This is a genomic window from Streptomyces zagrosensis, assembly GCF_014203645.1.
Taxonomy (GTDB): Bacteria; Actinomycetota; Actinomycetes; order Streptomycetales; family Streptomycetaceae; genus Streptomyces; species Streptomyces zagrosensis.
In genome coordinates this window covers 767,843-785,284 of record NZ_JACHJL010000001.1, presented here as the reverse complement: position 1 = coordinate 785,284, position 17,442 = coordinate 767,843, and the positions used below count along the sequence as shown (strand labels likewise).

Sequence of the window (17,442 nt, the reverse complement as noted above, 5' to 3'; positions counted from 1 at the left end):
TCCGCCGTACGGTGGAGGGGCCTCGGCACCGTGGGCGATGCGTACGCGGTAGCGCGCCCGGAAGCCTGGTGTCATGTCGCAGCCACCCGCCCCGCGCGGCCAGCGCCCCAGCGCCCGCACCGCAGCACGCGCCACTGCCCCATCGACCACTGCCCCATCGACCACTCCGCCCACGGCCACCGCGGACGTACGGTCGGCGGACGGCGTGCCACTGACCGGTACTGCCCCTACGGCTACGCCCACGCCGCGCGCCCCGTCGCTTGCGCCTTCCACCACCCCGCCGCACCTCGACCCGGACGACGCGGCGCCGCTCCGAAACGCGGCCCCCGTCCGCGGCGCGGCTTCCGCCCTACCGCCACTGGCACGGGCCCGGCAGGGTTTGGTGGCAGTCGCCGTCCTGGCCTGCGTGCCCTACCTGGCGCTCAAGATCGCCTGGATCTGCGGCAGCCAACTCGGCATCCCGGATGGCAGTACGCTGCTCGACCCCGACCACCGCACGACGCTACGGCTCGTCAACGGCCTGTCCGTAGTGCTGGATTCGGCCGTCATCGGCATCGCCTTGCTCCTCACTCGCCCCTGGGGCACGAGAGCCCCGGCCTGGCTTCTTGTGGTGCCGATGTGGTGCGCCGTGGGACTTCTGACGCCGATCATGATCGGTTTTCCCGCCCAGTTGGCCGGCGCGGCGCTGAGCGGCGGGCACGACTCGGGCCCTGCGGGTGGTGGCAGTGACGACAGCGCGTTCCTGGCCGATTGGGTGTTCGGCGTCGTCTACGGCGGCTTCATCGTGCAAGGGCTCACGCTCGGCACGCTGTTCGTCCTGTACGCCCGCGACCGCTGGGGCCACCTGTGGCACGGCCGGCTGGCCGACCTGCCGCCCAGCCCCACCCGGCCCGCGCTGCGCATCGTCACCGTGGCCGCGACCGTGCTGGCCCTGTTTCCCCTGTGTGTGCACGTGCTGTGGGCGACCGGGTCAAACGCTGGGTTAAGCCCCGGGCGGGCCTACGAGCGCGACCTCGACTTCACCATCTTGGAGACCATCTATCCGCTGCTCCTGGTCAGCGCAGTGGCTGGGGTGCTGCTGATTGCCTTCCGCCCTGGCTCGGCCGTACGGCTGTGGGTACCGCTCGCGCTCAGCGGGGTGGGCTCGGCCTCGGTGGCCTGCTGGGGTGGTTGGCTGCTGCTCGCGTCGCTGAGCGAGGAGGGGAGCGACGAGCGGATGACCGCCCTGATGTCCCTCACCTACGCTGTGCAGGTGATCACGGGGACGCTCATCGCCATGGCCTGCGCCTACTTCCTCGCCGAGCGCGGCGCCGGGGCGGCTCCTTCGGGGCCCGCGGCGAGGCGAGCGCTGGGGATGACGGGCGAGCCGAGGCCCGAGTCGAGGGAGAAGTCGAAGCTGCGGGCAGGGCGGTGGCCGGTGCCGGGTGCGCGGCGCGGTCCGTGCTAGGCGGCGGTTCGGGTGTGCGGCGGGTGCTGCGTGCGGGGCTCGGGCGGCGGGCGCGGCTGCGGTGGGTGCATCTGGTCCTCGGCGGCGCACTGCTCATGCCGTACTACCTGCTGTGCGCCGTGCTGGTGATGGTGATCTCGCGCAACGTCAACCCCTTCATCTCGCTGGCCTGGCAGCTCGCCGTCTTCGTGCTTGCGGTGCCGGTGGCAGCCGTCACCGGTCTCGTGCCCCTGGTCCGCACCCTGGAGGCCAGCGCCGTCCGCTGGCTGTGCGATGTGCCGGGTGAGCGGCTCGCCGAACGCCCCGCCGACTCCTGGGACGCGCGCAGCCGCACCAGCCTTTGGTACGCACTCCATCTGGCGGTGGGCGGCCTGGTCAGCGCGCTGACGCTGGCCCTTACCCCGGCCGCGCTGCTGCTCCTTACGCAGCCCATGGAGCCTCCACACGAGGCGGACGACATCAGCTGGGTGGCTCGACTGCGGGACGGCGGCGTTGCCTTCGCGCCCCTGGCCGGGTTGCTGTTGCTCGCCGGGCTCATCGGGGTGATCGCGGCGGCGGGCTCGGTGCTGGCGCGCTGCGCACCTGTGTTGCTCGGCGCCACGCCAGGCGACCAACTCGCCGCCGCCAGGCGGCGGGCGACCGAGCTCGCCGTGCGCAACCGGCTTGCCAGGGAGTTGCATGACTCGGTCGGGCATGCCCTGAGCGCGGTGACGTTGCAGGCGAGTGCGGCGCGCCGGGTGCTCGACTGCGACCCGGAGTTCGCCCGCAGGGCCCTGGCCGCCATCGAGGACACCACGCGCGATGCGGTCAGCGAACTCGACGGCGTACTGGGTCTGTTGCGTGAGGACGGTGAACCTGTGCCGGCTACCGAGGGCGCCGCGGCGGCGACCGCAGGCACGGCGCGGGGCACGAGCCGTTGGGGGCCGGTGGAGGCGACGGAGCCGGTGGAGGCGACGGGAGCTCCCGAGGCGGTCGGCAGAAAGCTGGTGTCCGACACGGCGAAAGCGCCTGCCTTGCCCGCAGCCGCCCCGCTGTCGCCACCCGGGGCTGCACGCCACGGCTTTGCCCCGCGCCCACTACTCGCTCTCAGCACTCCCACGCTCGCCGATCTGACCGGTTTGCTCGACCGCACCCGGGCAGCCGGCGGAACGGTCGCGCTCAGCACGGCAGGCCCCATTGACCTCCTGCCGCCCGTGGTGTCCCGCGAGGCGTACCGGATCGTGCAGGAGGGGCTCAGCAACGCATTGCGGCATGCCGGGGACGTACCGGTACGGCTGTGCGTGACGGTCAGCGAGAGCGAGGTGGCGATCCAGCTGGAGAATCCGGTCACCGGCGTACGCCGCGCAGCGTCGGGCGGGGGCCGCGGCCTGCGCGGCATCGCGGAACGCGCGGCGCTGCTGCACGGCAGCAGCAGCGCAGGCGTCCACGACGGTGTGTGGCAACTGATGGCGCGGCTCCCCCTCGGAGGTGTGTGATGCACGGCGGCGAATTGGCAGCGCCCGTACCCGATCCTGTTGCGGGCCCTGTTGCTGAGCCCACTGCGGGCCCTGTTGCTGATTCCTCCCCCGGCCCCGTCCCTGGAGCGGCGGCCACGCTGCGGATCGTGCTCGCCGACGATGAACATCTGGTGCGCACCGCCCTGCGCGCCATCGTGGACAGCGAGCCCGGTATGAGCGTCGTCGGCGAGGCACGCTCGGGGGCCGAGGTGGTGCCGCTGGTACGGGAACTGCGCCCCGACATCGTGCTGATGGACGTCCGGATGCCTGAGATCGACGGCATCCGCGCCACCGAACAGATCCTGCGCACCATGCCGTCCCCGCCCCGCATCATCGTCGTTACGACGTTCGAAAACGACAGTTACGTGTACGACGCGCTACGGGTGGGCGCCAGCGGCTTTCTCCTTAAGCGGTCCGGCGCGGACGACCTGATCCGTGCGGTGCGGCTGGTCGCCGCCAGCGACACCCTGTTGTTCCCCGCAGCCGTCCGCGCGCTCGCCGCCCAACACGCGGGCGCTTCGTCCGAACGGGACGCCGCCCGGGCCCTGCGGCGCCGGCTGTCCGGGCGCGAGGCGGAGGTGTTGCGGCTGATGACGGTGGGACTGTCCAACATGGAGATCGCGGACCGAATCGGCGTCGGCGCGGCAACGGTGAAAACGCATGTGGCCGCCGTGCTCGCCAAGCTCGGGGTACGGGACCGGACGCAGGCGGTCATAGCGGCGTACGAGTCGGGCTTCGTGCGCTCGGGCTAGGCGAGGCCGGCGCGGAACCCGAGACAGCCGCGCACCAGACGGCGACCCCAACCCAGCGGCCCCCGATCCAGCGCCCAGCGCGGCGCGCTCCCGTGCGGCCTACGTCCCCACAACACCGCGCTGCGCCAGCGCTCGTACCGCGACGTCGCGCGCTAGGCGCACCGGGGCGTCCACGATGGCCAGCCCGCTAAGCACCATGGCGCCCTCGTGGAGCAGGACCAGTTCGTCCGCGAGCGTGTCCGGGTCGCTCGCCGACGCCGCGTGGCACAGCTCCCGCAGATAGCCGCGTAGCCACCGCTTCTGGTCGGCAATCACCTGCCGCCCGGGGTGCGCGGCATCGGGCAGCTCGGCTGCGGCGTTGACGAAGCCGCAGCCGCGCGGGTTCTCACGGCGCATCCACCGCTCCAGCGCATCGAACGTCGCCAGCACCCGCACGGCGGCACGCGCCGCTTCCTGCTCAGGGGCGCCGACCTCGGCCAGGTCCGCAGCTTCCGCCGCCTCGTTGACCCGCGCCGTGAGCCAGCGGCGCCAGCGCTCATCACGCTCCCGCAGATAGGCGGCGACCAGTGCCTCTTTCGAACCGAAGCGGTCGTAGAGGGTCTTCTTGGTGACCCCGGCCTGCTTGGCGATGAGGTCTACACCGACCGCGTTGATGCCGCGCCCGTAAAACAGTTCGGCCGCCGCGTCGAGCACCCGCCGCGCACCCGGCGTGAGCGCATCGCCCGTCGGCGGCGCCCCTGTGACCTCGGAACTCATCCTCGCTCGCCTCCCACGCTCAGCCAATTTCACGGCACCGACCACTCCACCGCGCGAACGGGCCGTCGCCGGCCTCCCGCCTCGGCTTCTTACCCCCGGCAGCTCCCCGCTGGAGGTCCGCACACCGGGCCCGTCCTCCCGAGTGGGCCCCATACAGCTTGACGGTAAACCGATCTGTCTAGTCTAGTGGGAATATCGAGTAAACCGATCGGTCTACTCGTACGCATCGGGCGCGCTCAGTGGCGTGCCCGTGGATCGAGGGAGACGTCGTTCCATGCCTACGCCCATGTCCAGCACCATCGGCTCGGCAGGACTGGCCACTGGCCTGGTGGTGATGTGGAGTTCCGGCTTCATCGGGGCCGAGTTGGGAACCCGGGACGCGACCGCGGACACCCTACTGATGTGGCGGTTTATCGCCGCTGCCGCGCTGCTCGGCGGCGGGTGGCTGCTGCTGCGACGCAGGCGACTTCCCGTGCGTGCAGTGGTCGAACAATCCGTGATCGGCATCCTCTCGCAAGGCTGCTACGTCGGCCCCATCGTCTGGGCCGTGGGCCTCGGCGTGCCATCGGGCACGTCAGCGCTCATCGCCGCCCTTCAGCCACTCGCCGCTGGCGCCCTGGCCGGACCGCTCCTCGGCGAGCGGGTCGGCAGGCGCCAGTGGGTGGGGCTTGGCGTCGGGCTGGCCGGGGTGGCGCTGGTCGTACGGGACGACCTGTCCGGCGCGACCGCCCCAGCCTGGGCCTACGTGCTGCCGTTCACCGGCATGGTGGCGCTGTTGGCCGCGAGCTTCCTCGAACGCCGAGTCACGGTGCCGCTCGCCACCGCCGACGCGCTACCGGTGCACTGCATGACGAGCGCCTTGCTGTTCACCGCCGTTGCCGGAGCGGCCGGGCATGCCGCCGCGCCCACCGCGGGCTCCTTCTGGGTGGCGGTCGGTTGGGTGGTGGTGCTCTCCACCGTTGGCGGCTACGGCTTCTACTGGCTGAGCCTGCGCCGCAACGGCGTCACCCGTACCAGCGCGCTCATCTACCTCACCCCACCGACAACGGCGGTCTGGGCCTATGCGATGTTCGGCGACGGGCTCGGTGCGACAGCCCTTGTGGGCATGGTGATATGCGTGGCAGGCGTGGCCGCGGCGACCCTGGGCACGAGCGCCCCCGCCGGGCACGGCACCGAAGCCATCCCGCGCACTCCCGAACCGACACCGACCACGGCCGCAACCACCTCGCCGACGCCCACGCCCACGTCTCCACCTACATCTGCAACTCCGGCTACCCCTGCAACCCGAGGTCGGCGGACAACCAACGCTCGGTGCGCAGCCGGAAGTTGACCAGGTCCGTCGCGTTGGCCACCGCCTGGGTCAGGTAGTCGGCAACCCCATCGGCCGGCAGATAGCGGGCCGCCAGCACACGGTGTTCCTCCTCCGTGGCAGGCTCAATGGACGCCACCGGCCCCTCGACGCTGACGTACCGGAGCGTGGGGGACGTCCGCTGCACCAGAAGCGAGAACCGGCCCGCCGCCGTGATCAGTCCCGCCTTGCGGGACCCCCGCTCGGTCATCACCAGCACGTCCCCGCCGGGCTCGTACATGTACCAGACCGGCACGGTCACCGGGGCCCTCCCCTCTTCAGCGGTGACGGCGAGGGCCGCGACATGCGGCTCGGCGAGGAAGCTCTGACGCTCTTCGATGGATAGGGGCATGCGGTTCCATACCTTTCTCCTTGCATCCACGGGCGGGGCACTGTGCACGGCGGCCAGGGCGCTGGTGCTGCTGGTGGCGCACCCGGTGACCCGGTGTCCCGCTGGCCACTGCGGCCATCGGCACCAGCACGCGCGGCCGGAGCGCTATTTCCCGCACCGGCCGCCAGCGGCGAGATTCGGCCACTCAGCGCCCCGTCAGCAACCCCCGGCACGTACGACATACACGACACACGCCGTCCAAGACACGCCGCCCAAGACCCCTGCCGGGTGTCCGCCGAACTCGCGTCGGGTCCCCGACAAGCTCCCGACGAGCTCCCGACGAGCAGGGGGCACAGGCCCTTGACCGGGGCAAGTCGGCATGTCCCGGCCAAGGCCGCTGGTCAAGGAACCGCAAAGCGAGCCCGGTCGTTATCTGGAGCATGACCGCTATGACTCCCGGCTCGAATCTCCCTATCTCCGTCCCGCGCGTGACGGTGGACGTCACCGCTCCGGTGCGGCTCGACGTGTCGGGCCTGCTGCTCACCGCCAACGGCAAGGTGCGCTCCGACGACGACTTCGTCTTCTACAACCAGCCCAACGGGCCCGGCGTGAGCCACCGCGCCGCGGCGGGTGGCGTGGGCGACTCCATCACCGTGGACACCGCCGCCGTGCCCGCCGACATCGAGAAGATCGTGGTGACGGCCAGCCTGGACGCACCGGGTGCGACCTTCGCCGGCACCGAGCCGACGGCCACCGTGCGCGGCGCCGACGACGGTTCGGTCATCGCGAGCTTCACGCCGCCCCAGCTCGGCGCCGAGACGGCACTCGTCGTGGTCGAGGTGTACCGGCGGGCGGGCGTCTGGAAGGTCCGCGCGGTCGGCCAGGGATACGCGAACGGCCTGTCGGGCATCGCCACCGACTTCGGCGTCAGCGTGGAGGAGCCCGCCGCCCCCACGCCGCAGCCCGCCGCACCCCCGGCTCCCACCCCCGCCGCACCTCAGGCCCCGCCCGCGCCTCCGGTGCACGCGCCGCCGCCCGCGCCCGCCATGGCCGCCGCCGCGCCCCCGCCGCCCCCGGCGAGCGGCGGGAAGATCAACCTGGACAAGGGCCGGGTGAACCTGCAAAAGCACCAGACGGTTTCGCTGGTCAAGGGCGGCAAGCCGCTGCTGAGCTCGGTAAAGATGGGCCTCGGCTGGGAGCCCGCGTTCCGTGGCAAGGACATCGACCTGGACGCGTCCGTCATCGCGTACGGCTCCAACCGCAAGAAGATCGACGCCTGCTTCTTCGGCAAGCTGTCCATCCTGAACGGTGTGATCCAGCACTCCGGTGACAACCTCACCGGTGAGGGTGGCGGCGACGACGAGGTCATTACGGTGCACCTGGGCGGGCTGCCGCCGGAGGTGACCGGGCTGGTCTTCACGGTCAACTCCTTCACCGGCCAGAAGTTCACCGACGTCGCCAAGGCGTACTGCCGGCTGATCGACGCCGGGAGCGGCGAGGAACTGGTCCGCTTCGACCTCACCCACGCCGAGTCGCGCACGGGCGTGCTGATGGCGAAGCTGATCCGCCAGTTCTCCGGCGAGTGGGAGATGACCGCGCTGGGTGACTACGTAGACTCCCGCACTGTTCGCGGCATGGTCAAGCCTGGCGGCGCTGCACTCTGACACCCCGGGCCCGCGCTGCCGCCCCCGCCTCGACATCCCAGTCCGCGGCGGGGGCCGTGCCGTGCCGTGCCCTAGCAGCAGACACCACCCCAGCGCGCCGATGGCCCGGTGGTGGGGCAAAAGCGGGGCGGGGCACTCAAACTCCACCGCCCGGCAGCCCCTGAAAGAGCGTAAGCAGCTCACTTGGTAGGGGTTTCCGCGACGCCCGGTGTGCACCCATTGTCAGTTCCTGGCTCTAAGGTGTTTCGTATGGTTCCCACCAACTCTCCGACCCCCGGACCTCGTTCGCCCGCCGCCCTCGCCAATGACGCGATCCGTGCGTACGTGGCGGGCAGGCGGTCGTGGTCGCCCGCGGAGCTGCGGGAGTTGGACAAGCTGCGCGCGGCATGGCGGCAGGCCATACGGGACGAGGTCGTCACGGCGGCCTGACGCGCCCACACCTCAGCGCCGCATGCCCCGGCCGCGCAGTCGGCCGCATGCCCCGGCCGCGTGCCCCGGCCGAGCGGCTGAGGCGACTTGATCCGCCACGCACTCGGCCGCATGCCGCGGAGCACGCCGCGCGACCCGCCGGTCATCCGCACCGGCACCGCCGCCGCCCGGTTACCAACTGCTTAGTGCGCTGCGGCCAGCGGCCCCGAGCCGAGTGGCTGAGGCGAATTGGTCCGCCGCCCCTGCATCGTCGAGGACGGGTGGACGATGTGAGCGAGCCGCCGGTAGGAGTCGAGCATCCCCTCACGGTCGTAGCTGCTCGTGGTCACCAACACCTCATCGGCGCCGCTGCGCGCGATGAGCGCATCCAGTGCCGAGGTGACCTCATCCGCAGTGCCGTGAATATGGCCGCGCATCGACTGCTCGTACAGCGCGCGTTCGCGGTCGGTCATCGCCAGCGCAGCGATCTCTTCGGCTGGCAGCAGGGGCGGGAAAACGCCGTGGGTACGGGAGTACGCGCTCGACCACGCCTCGGGCATCAGCAGCGCGCTGGCCTGCTCGGTCGTGTCGGCGACCGCGACGGTGCCGGCCACCACGACGTACGGGCTAACGGCCTGCCTCGAGGGACGGAAGGCAGCCCGATAGCGGTCGATGGCCTCCAGCATGCGTTCCTCGCCGACCACCGCAGCGATCACCAGCGGCAGCCCTGCCTCGGCGGCTATCAGCGCGCCCGCCCCCGTGGCCAGCACAAACGCCGGCACCCTTAGCCCCTCAGCGGGCCGGGCATGGACCTCGGGGTGGGCCAGCTGCTCGCCGGTGAAGTAGCCGAGCAGCTCCGCGACCTGGGCGCCGAAGTCCTCGGCCGCGTCCTTGTCCCGGCCCAGCGCCCGCCGGATGCCATCGGTGAATCCGACCGACCGGCCGAGCCCCATATCGATCCGGTCCGGGTAGAGCGCGGCGAGCACCCCGAACTGCTCGGCGACCACCAACGGCTGGTGATTGGGCAGCATCACACCACCGGTGCCCACGCGGATGCGGCTGGTCGCCGCGGCGACGGCGGCGGCAAGGACGGTGGGCGCCGAACCCGCGACGCCGGGCACGCTGTGATGCTCGGAAACCCAGAACCGGTGGTAGCCGAGCTCCTCGGCATAGCGAGCGAAGGCAACGGTGTCGCGCAGCGCCTCGCCCTGTTCCCGGCCCTGCCGGGTGCGGGATCGGTCGAGTACGGAGAAGGGGGTGGTCGTCACACGTGAGGTCACTCTTCTGTCAACGTTCTACGGCGGCCACGATTCCCGGCCCCCCACCCCCACGCCCCCGCCATCGCTCCCGTCTCCGTCCCACCGCCAGCCGCCCCCTCTCAGCAGGGGGCGGGCCGGCAAGGGCGCCCGGAGCGCCGGGAGGGGCAAGGTGCGCCGGGCCTCCGGGCGCCTGGGCGCGGTCAGCCGCGGTCGTGCTGGTGAGGACGGTGGGGCTGACGCCGCCAAGGCCCGGTGATCGCCAGCATGATGCCGGGCACCTGGATGTTCGCGTACAACGTGTCCCCATCGGGCGAGAAGACGACGCCGGTGAACTCGCTGTACGAGGGCTTGTCCGCGGTGCCCGCGTTCAGCTCGTTACGGGCGATCGGATAGGTCTCGCCCTTGTCCGTGGCGCCGAACAAGTGCTGGATGCCGTCGCCGTCCTCGGCGATGATCAGGCCGCCGTACGGGGAGACGGTGATGTTGTCGGGGCCGTCGAAGGCGCCGTCCTTGGCCGGGTCCTGGTTGACGCCGAGCAGCACCTTGAGGGTCAGCGTGCGGCGGCGCGGGTTGTAGAACCACACCTGGCCGTCATGGGCGACCGGGCTCTCATTGCGGGCGAAGGAGGCCACGATGTACGCGCCGCCGTCCGCCCACCACATGCCCTCCAGCTTCCGCGCCCTGGTGACCCTGCCGTCCTTGAACTGCTTGCGTACCGGTACGTCCTTGGCGTCGCGGTCCGGTACGTCGATCCAGTCCACGCCGTAGACGGTGCCCACCTTCCGCGCCCGCGACAGGTCGTCCACGAATCGGCCGCCGGAGTCGTAGCACTGCGGGGCCTGGAGCACGCCGGCGTCGTCAGCGAGCCTGCGCAGCTTGTTGCGACCGTGGTGGAAGCCGTGCGGCGGGACCCAGCGGTAGAACAGGCCGTTGGGCTTGTCGGCGTCCTCAGTGAGGTAGAGGTCGCCGCGCCGCGGGTCTACGACGACCGCCTCGTGTGCGTACCGGCCGAGCGCCTTGATCGGCTTCGGGTTGCGGTTGGCGGCTGCGCTCTCCGCCGCTGCCCCGGCGTGGTGCCCGCGGGGGTGGTCGTACGGGTCCACCTCGAAGACGTAGCCGTGGTCCTTGGTCATGCCGTTCTGGCCGGCCTTCTCCTCGGTCTCCTCGCACGTCAGCCACGTGCCCCAAGGAGTCCTGCCGCCTGCGCAGTTGGTGGCGGTGCCGGCGATGCCCACCCACTCGCTGACGTGGTCGCCGTGCCGCGAGACCTCCACGATGGTGCAGCCGCCGGAGGCCGCGGGGTCGTACACCAGCCCCTCGACCAGCGGCACCGGGTGCGGCCACTTCGACCGCGGCCCGCTCAGCTCATGGTTGTTGACCAGCAGCGTCGTGCCGCGCGGGCCGTCGAAGGTGGCGGTGCCGTCATGGTTGGACGGGGTGGGCTCGCCGGACTCCAGCGTGGTCTCGCCGCTGCGGGTGATGACCCGGTAGGTGAAGCCCGCGGGCAGGGCGAGCAGGCCCTTGGGGTCGGGGAGGAGAGGCCCGTAGCCAAGTGGTGGCCGGTGCCCCCGCTCGTCCGCCGCCTCCGCGGCGATCGCCCCAGGGGCGGTGGCCAGCACGCCGACCGTGCCGACGAGTGCGACACCAGCGCTGGTGTACGCGGATTGCTTCGCGAAGTCTCTGCGGGTGAGCGGCATCTTCATCTCCTGGTGGCCGGATCTGTCCGCTGACGTGCCGGGGTCAGGTTTGCGCGCCAGGCCGAACACCAGTTGAACGGGACCCGTCATCGGAAGGGCTGGTTGGCCGTCCCGTTCGCCCGAAAGGTGCCACCTCTCGTCCCCTTCGCACCCCGCTCCCCCATGGGGCACACCCGTGCCTCTGATCCGGCTGCCCGCGCATGCCGTGCGGGGCCCAGCCCACACCGTGCGGGGCCCAGCGCCCGCCCGGCCGAAAGGCCCGGCCCCCGCGTACCGACGTACGCACGAAGGAGACCGGGCCTAGCCGGGACCGCTACCGGGCCCACCGCGGCCCGCCAAAACGGCTCAACGACTCAACCGCTTCAACCGCTTCAACCGCTTCAACCGCTTCAACGGCTCAACCGCTCAGGCGCGCGAACGGGCCTTGAACGCTGCCTTGCGCGCTTCCTTGGCGGCCTTCTTGTCCGGGTGCAGCCGTCCCATCGCCTCCAGGACCTCCACCGTCGCCGGGTGCTCGACGCGCCACATCGTGTCGAAGAAGCCGCCACTGCCGTCCGCCAGGCCGCGCACCAGGTCCCGCAGTTCCTCCGAGTCACCACCGGCCGCAAGCTGCGCCGCGATGGTGTCCACGGTGAGCCAAAAGACCATGTCCTCCGGCGGCTCGGGTACCTCTCCCACGCCCTGCTCGGCGAGCCACACGCGGGCGAGCCCACCCAGCTGCCGATCGTCCAAGACCTCGCGCAGCGCCGGCTCCGCCTGCGCACCGAACAGGGTCAGCGTCTGCTGACAGGTGAGGCGGCGCAGCGGCGCCTCGGCGTCGTCGCCACGGGCCGCCGCGAGCAGGGCGCGGGCGGCGTCGGCCGGCTGTCGCCCGGCAAGCCACTGTTCGGCCTCGGCGCGCGCCGCGATGTCGGGGAAGTGCGGCAGGGCGGCCAGCAGCGTCTCGGCGTCGGCCTCGGCCAGCTCACCGACGACGGGAGCCTCGACCCCCGCCTCCAGCATCCGGGAGCGTACAGCGAAGACGCCGAGCGGGGTGAGCTTGACCATGCCGTAGCGGGCGACGTCCTCCTCGTCCACATCGCCGGTGCTGCGCTCTGGCTCTGCGACCCGACCCTCGCCGTCCACCTCCTCGATCAGTTCCTCGTCCACCGGCTGGTACTCCACGATGCCGGTCGGCGCAAGCATCCGGAACTGCTCGTCGAGCCGCATCATCGCGTCGGAGACCTCTTCCAACACGGCATCGGTCGGCTCGTCCATGTCGTCCGGGACGATCATGGATGCGGCGAGCGCGGGCAGCGGCACCGCGCGGTCCAGCATTTCCTCGTCCAGTGCGCTCAGGAGGTAGAGGTTGCCCAGTACGCCATCGAGGAAGTCGGCCTCCTCCTCGGGGTTCCAGTCCAGGGCGCTGAGGTCGAGTTCGCCGCTGTCGCCGAGCTGATCGACGAGGTCCGCGAGGTCGGGGGCTGCCGCGTCGGCCAGTACGGTCTCCAATCCGGCCAGCCACAGGTCCAACACCTCCTGCGGGCTGCCGCTGCCGGTGAACAGGGCCAGCTCGGCCCCTGGGTGGGCGGTGCCGGTGGGCTCGGACGCGGCGGAGTCGGGGGCTACGCGCAGCGCGGAGGCGAAGGCCGGGCTTCCCTCGCCCGCAGTCTCGGCGCCGGGGAGCGCGCCGGCAAGTGCGCCAGGGAGCGTGTCAGGGCGGGCGTTGGGCAGCTCATCCGGCAGGTCTGGCCGCTCGCCGTCGGGGCGGTCGGCCAGTTCGTCAACGACGCCGTCGTCGGCCCCATCGACCTCGACGAGGCCGATGTCCAAGGCGAGCTGCCACGCCTCGGCGGCGTAGCCGGGGCCGTCCTCGTCGTCATCGAGGTCGAGCTCCTTGGCTGCTGCCCGCAGGTCGTCGGCCAGCAGTTCGCCGCCCGCGCCCACCGGCTTGTGCGGGTCGGCCCAGCGGGCGAGCCGCACCGCGCGGACGAAGAGCGGCGCGCTCAGCGCGTCCCGCGCGAGCTCTGCCTCGGTGTGCAGCATGACCGGCGGCATGGTGGGGCGATCTTCGGGCATGTGCTGGGTCATCTCCTCGGGGGTGGTGGCCATGCGGTTCTGCGTGATGGCACGGTGTCCCAGCGTAGACGGATTCGCCCCTAGCTATCCCGTTCATATACCCGACAGCGACCGGCCACCTGGGGGTCGTTGACAACCCCCTTACGCGCACATGAGATTGACGCGCGTAGACGATGTCATGCTCGCGCCTCAGCGCCGTCCAGCAGGCCACCGGAGCGGCCCGGCGACCGCGCCTCCCCGCACCCCCGGCCTACCTCCATCCACCACCCGTGCCCACCCGACACCGCCTGCCCCGCTCGCGTTTCCTGCCCCACTCGATCGCTGCGCCCGCGCCCTCTCGGAGGCCCACCACCATGTCCCCGCGTTCCTCAGATATCGGCACGTCCATGCCCCGCACGTCCATGCCCCGCGCCGCGTCCGCGCCCCGTACCGCGCGGCGGTCCGTTGCCTGCACGGCCGTCGTCGCGGCGGCGCTCGCGGCCGGATTGCTCGCCGTGCCGCAGTCCGCGTCCGCCACCGAGATACGGGTGCACGACATCCAGGGCAGCACCCGCATATCCCCGCTGGCGGGCAAGGCCGTCACCGACGTGCCCGGCACGGTCACGGCGGTACGCGCCTTCGGCTCGGCCCGCGGCTTTTGGGTGCAGGACCCGAAGCCGGACCGCGATCCCGCCACCAGCGAGGCCATCTTCGTCTTCACCGGCTCCAGCACGCCGAAGGTGGCCGTGGGCGACCTCGTCGAGGTCTCGGGTACGGTCACCGAGTTCTACCCGGGCGGCGCCGACGCCGGACTCCAGTCGGTCACCGAGATCACCCGGGCGACGTGGAGCGTACGGTCCTCGGGCCACCCACTGCCCGCCGCCTTCACCCTGAACCCCAGCGCCATCCCGCACCGCTACGCGCCCACGGGGTCGGCCGTTGGTATCGAGACGCTGCCGCTGCGGCCGCGCAGCTTCGCGCTGGACCGGTATGAGTCGCTGGAGGGCATGCGGGTCGCCGTCAAGGACGCCCCCGTCATCGGCGCCACCAGCACACACAACGAGCTGTGGGTCACCGCGGAACCGCACCGAGGCCGCACCGCACGCGGCGGGGCGCTCTACGACTCCTACCGCCACCAGGGCCCGGGCCGGGTCAAGGTCGCCTCGCTCATCCCGTACGCCGAGCGCCCGTTCCCCGTCGCCAACGTGAACGACAAGCTGACCGGCGTCACTGCGGGCCCGCTCGACTACGACCAGTTCGGCGGCTACGAGATCCAGGCCACCCAGCTGGGCGAGTTGGCCGATGGCGGGTTGGAACGGGAGAGGACCCGCCACCAGCGCGCCGACGAGTTGGCCATCGCCACGTACAACGTCGAGAACCTGTCTCCGAAGACCACTCAAGCCAAGTTCGACCGGTTGGCCGAGGCGCTGGTCCACAACCTGGCCACGCCGGACATCGTCGCCTTGGAGGAGGTGCAGGACGACAACGGCCCGACCAATGACTCCGTCGTCTCCGCCAACGCGACGCTCCGCAAGCTCACCGAGACGATTACGGCAGCAGGCGGCCCGACGTACGAGTGGCGTCAGATCGACCCCGCCGATGACCAGGACGGCGGCCAGCCCGGCGGCAACATCCGTAACGCCTTCCTCTTCAACCCCAAGCGGGTGTCCTTCACCGACACGGTGGGCGGTGACGCGGCCACCCCGGTGCGGGTGCTCGATCACGGCGGGAAGCCCGCGCTGTCAGCGTCACCTGGCCGGATCGACCCGGCGAACGAGGCGTGGCAGGACAGCCGCAAGCCGCTGGTGGGCCAGTTCGCCTTCCGTGGCCGCCCGGTCTTCGTGGTGGCCAACCACTTCAACTCCAAGGGTGGCGATCAGGGCCTGGACAGCCGGTTCCAGCCGCCGAAGCGAAGCTCGGAGGTGCAGCGGACCCAGCAGGCCAAGGTGGTCAACGCGTTCGTGCGGGACGTGCTGAACGTCGAGCCCAAGGCGAGCGTGGTGGTCGCGGGTGACATCAACGACTTCCAGTTCTCGCCGGCGCTCGATGCCCTCACCCGCGGCGGCGTACTCACCGACCTGGTGAACCGGCTGCCGAAGAAGGAGCGTTACGGCTATGTCTACAACGGCAACTCGCAGGTTTTGGACCACATCCTGACCAGCAGGGGCATACGCAAGGCGGAGTACGACATCGTGCACACCAATGCCGAGTTCGCCGACCAGGCGAGCGACCACGACCCGCAGGTCGTCCGCATCCGCCACTGACCGCACGACCCGCGACCACGCAAGCAAGGACGGTGTGCGCGCACCGCGTCACCGTGGGGGTCGCACGAGGCCCGACTGATACGCGAAGACGACCAGTTGGGCGCGGTCGCGGGCGCCGAGCTTCGTCTTGGCGCGCTGGACGTGGGTGCGCACGGTCAGCGGGCTGAGGAACAGCTCATCGGCGATATCGGTATTCGACTTCCCGTCCGCGACCAGGGCCATCACCTCGCGCTCGCGGGCGGTGAGGGCGGCCAGGCGGCCGGGGAGCGTCGCGTCGGTGCCGGGCTCGGGGGTGGCGAGGAAGCGGGTGATGAGGGAGCGCGTGGCCGCGGGGGACAGCAGCGTGTCCCCGGCGGCCACGGTGCGGATGCCGGCCAACAGCGCCTCGGCGGATACGTCCTTGCCGAGGAAGCCGCTCGCGCCGACGCGCATGGCACGGGCGACATGCTCGTCCGTCTGGAACGTGGTGAGGATCAGGACCCGGGTGGCCCGCAAGTCGGCGTCGGCGCAGATGGCGGCGGTCGCGGCGAGGCCGTCGATGCCGGGCATGCGGATGTCCATGAGGACGATGTCAGGGCGGTGTGTACGGGACAGGGCGAGGGCCTTGCCACCCTCGTCGGCCTCACCGACCACCTCCATGTCATCGCAGGAGTCGATCAGTATCCGGAAGGTCGCCCGCAACAGGGTCTGGTCGTCGGCGAGCAGTACGCGGATGGTCATCGGGGCCCTTCCGGGGGTCAGGGATGGATGGGGAGTTCGGCGGTGACGGCGAAGCCGCCTTCGAGGCGGTGGCCCGCCTGGAAGTGGCCGCCGGCGGACCGGGCCCGCTCGCGCATGCCGATGAGGCCGAACCCGCTACCGGGGGCCGGCGGCTGCGGGGCGGTGCCGCCGTTGTCGCTGACCGTGAGGGTCAGCCTGTCGTGGGCGTACGCGAGCCGTACCTGTGCCGCGCTTGCGGCGGCGTGCTTGGCGACGTTGGTGAGCGCCTCTTGCACGATCCGAAAGGCGGTCAGGTCCACTCCGGGCGACAGCGGCCGTTGCTCGCCGTCCACCGTGACGGTGACCTGGAGCCCGGCGGCGGCGAACGCGGAGACCAACTCGGGGAGCCTGCCGAGTCCGGGGGCCGGCTCCAGCGGCTCTGCATGGTCGTCGGGGTCGTCGGGGTCGTCGGGCTGGCGCAGCAGGCCCACGGTGGCCTGGAGTTCGCGCAGCGCAGAGGCGGTGGTACTGGTCAGTTCGACGAGGATCTTCGCCGCCTGCTCGGGCCGGGTTCGGGTGAGGTGGGCGGCGGTGCCTGCCTGGGCGTTGGCCAGGGCCATGTGGTGGGCGACGACGTCGTGCAACTCGCGGGCGATGCGGACGCGTTCCTCGGCAACACGCTGGCGCGCCTCCTCCTCGCGGGTGCGCTCGGCGTGCTCAGCGCGGGTGTGCACGGCGTCCAGGTAGGCGCGCCGCGCCCGTACCGCCGAGCCTTGGACGGCCGACAGCACGATCGAGAACGCGGGAGGGATCGCTCTCTCTTTCCAGGACTGGTCGTTCTGCTCGGAACGCAGCGACGCGAAGACGACGACCGCGATGACCGCGACGCAGCACAGGCGCGCGGTTCGTTGCGGCGCCCGGACGGTCAACTCGTAGAGCGCCACGAGGACCGGGAGCAGCACGATGGGAGTGATCAGGTAGCCCAGGCCGCCGGTGATGCTGGCGCAGAGCGTGGTGAACGCGACGACAGCGCCCGGGTGACGGCGACGCCACAGCAGGGCGAGGCAGGCGGCGGCTGCGATGCCAAGGCCTGGCCCCCAGCCGGGTCCTCCTTCGTCGTACTGCTTGGCGGTTGCCGCGTACAGCAGCAACAGGAACACCGCCTCGACGAGGCGGGGGTGACGGTCGGCGTACCGCCGCAAGCTGGGGAGCATGGAGCTCTCCGATCAAGGGGGAACTGGGCCCATGGTGGGTCACGCGACGGGTGCACGGCCAACCACCGCC

14 protein-coding genes are annotated in these 17,442 nt (G+C 71.4%); 7 read left to right on the top strand and 7 right to left on the bottom strand.

Annotated features, from left to right (window positions below; all coding sequences use genetic code 11):
- Nucleotides 1-73 precede the first annotated feature (73 nt).
- The 3 genes from FHS42_RS03300 to FHS42_RS03290 all read left to right on the top strand — a co-directional run bounded on the left by FHS42_RS03300 (nt 74) and on the right by FHS42_RS03290 (nt 3,695).
- The gene (locus FHS42_RS03300) at nt 74-1,447 is read left to right on the top strand and encodes a hypothetical protein (protein WP_246494117.1); all 1,374 of its coding nucleotides are present in this window, start codon (nt 74-76) and stop codon (nt 1,445-1,447) included.
- Nucleotides 1,448-1,542: 95 nt separating this feature from the next.
- Nucleotides 1,543-2,922 (top strand): sensor histidine kinase, encoded by a 1,380-nt coding sequence (locus tag FHS42_RS03295; protein WP_184569082.1) that lies wholly within the window; start codon nt 1,543-1,545, stop codon nt 2,920-2,922.
- Nucleotides 2,923-3,050: 128 nt separating this feature from the next.
- Nucleotides 3,051-3,695, top strand: a complete 645-nt coding sequence (locus FHS42_RS03290) for a response regulator transcription factor (protein ID WP_376772513.1) — start codon at nt 3,051-3,053, stop codon at nt 3,693-3,695.
- Between the two features lie 99 nt (nt 3,696-3,794).
- On the opposite strand, the gene FHS42_RS03285 is transcribed toward FHS42_RS03290, so the two are convergent.
- Nucleotides 3,795-4,451 (bottom strand): TetR/AcrR family transcriptional regulator, encoded by a 657-nt coding sequence (locus tag FHS42_RS03285; protein ID WP_184568923.1) that lies wholly within the window; start codon nt 4,449-4,451, stop codon nt 3,795-3,797.
- 274 nt (nt 4,452-4,725) lie between these two features.
- Between FHS42_RS03285 and FHS42_RS03280 the strand changes: the two genes are divergently transcribed.
- Nucleotides 4,726-5,781 carry a DMT family transporter gene (locus tag FHS42_RS03280; RefSeq protein ID WP_246494116.1) on the top strand — a complete coding sequence of 352 codons (1,056 nt, stop codon included), beginning with the start codon at nt 4,726-4,728 and terminating at the stop codon, nt 5,779-5,781.
- Here FHS42_RS03280 and FHS42_RS03275 read toward each other — a convergent pair.
- Nucleotides 5,723-6,151: a pyridoxamine 5'-phosphate oxidase family protein gene (locus tag FHS42_RS03275; protein ID WP_184568922.1), complete on the bottom strand. Its 429-nt coding sequence runs from the start codon at nt 6,149-6,151 to the stop codon at nt 5,723-5,725. The genes FHS42_RS03280 and FHS42_RS03275 overlap by 59 nt on opposite strands.
- Nucleotides 6,152-6,579: 428 nt before the next feature.
- Between FHS42_RS03275 and FHS42_RS03270 the strand changes: the two genes are divergently transcribed.
- Nucleotides 6,580-7,794: a TerD family protein gene (locus FHS42_RS03270; protein WP_184569080.1), complete on the top strand. Its 1,215-nt coding sequence runs from the start codon at nt 6,580-6,582 to the stop codon at nt 7,792-7,794.
- Nucleotides 7,795-8,043: 249 nt separating this feature from the next.
- Nucleotides 8,044-8,223 carry a hypothetical protein gene (locus FHS42_RS03265; protein ID WP_184568921.1) on the top strand — a complete coding sequence of 60 codons (180 nt, stop codon included), beginning with the start codon at nt 8,044-8,046 and terminating at the stop codon, nt 8,221-8,223.
- Nucleotides 8,224-8,405: 182 nt separating this feature from the next.
- On the opposite strand, the gene FHS42_RS03260 is transcribed toward FHS42_RS03265, so the two are convergent.
- The 3 genes from FHS42_RS03260 to FHS42_RS03250 form a co-directional block, all read right to left on the bottom strand.
- Nucleotides 8,406-9,470 carry an MsnO8 family LLM class oxidoreductase gene (locus FHS42_RS03260; RefSeq protein WP_312866683.1) on the bottom strand — a complete coding sequence of 355 codons (1,065 nt, stop codon included), beginning with the start codon at nt 9,468-9,470 and terminating at the stop codon, nt 8,406-8,408.
- Between the two features lie 191 nt (nt 9,471-9,661).
- Entirely contained in the window at nt 9,662-11,158 is a 1,497-nt protein-coding gene (locus FHS42_RS03255; protein ID WP_184569079.1) for an alkaline phosphatase PhoX, read from the bottom strand.
- Between the two features lie 405 nt (nt 11,159-11,563).
- A complete protein-coding gene (locus tag FHS42_RS03250; RefSeq protein ID WP_184569078.1) occupies nt 11,564-13,216 on the bottom strand; it encodes a hypothetical protein in 1,653 nt (550 codons plus the stop codon).
- A gap of 386 nt (nt 13,217-13,602) precedes the next feature.
- Here FHS42_RS03250 and FHS42_RS03245 point away from each other — a divergent pair, with 386 nt between their 5' ends.
- A complete protein-coding gene (locus tag FHS42_RS03245; protein ID WP_376772512.1) occupies nt 13,603-15,459 on the top strand; it encodes a DUF8508 domain-containing protein in 1,857 nt (618 codons plus the stop codon).
- Nucleotides 15,460-15,507: 48 nt separating this feature from the next.
- Here FHS42_RS03245 and FHS42_RS03240 read toward each other — a convergent pair whose 3' ends face one another.
- Entirely contained in the window at nt 15,508-16,179 is a 672-nt protein-coding gene (locus FHS42_RS03240) for a response regulator (RefSeq protein ID WP_184568919.1), read from the bottom strand.
- A gap of 17 nt (nt 16,180-16,196) precedes the next feature.
- Nucleotides 16,197-17,372 (bottom strand): sensor histidine kinase, encoded by a 1,176-nt coding sequence (locus tag FHS42_RS03235; RefSeq protein WP_184568918.1) that lies wholly within the window; start codon nt 17,370-17,372, stop codon nt 16,197-16,199.
- Between the last annotated feature and the right edge of the window lie 70 nt (nt 17,373-17,442).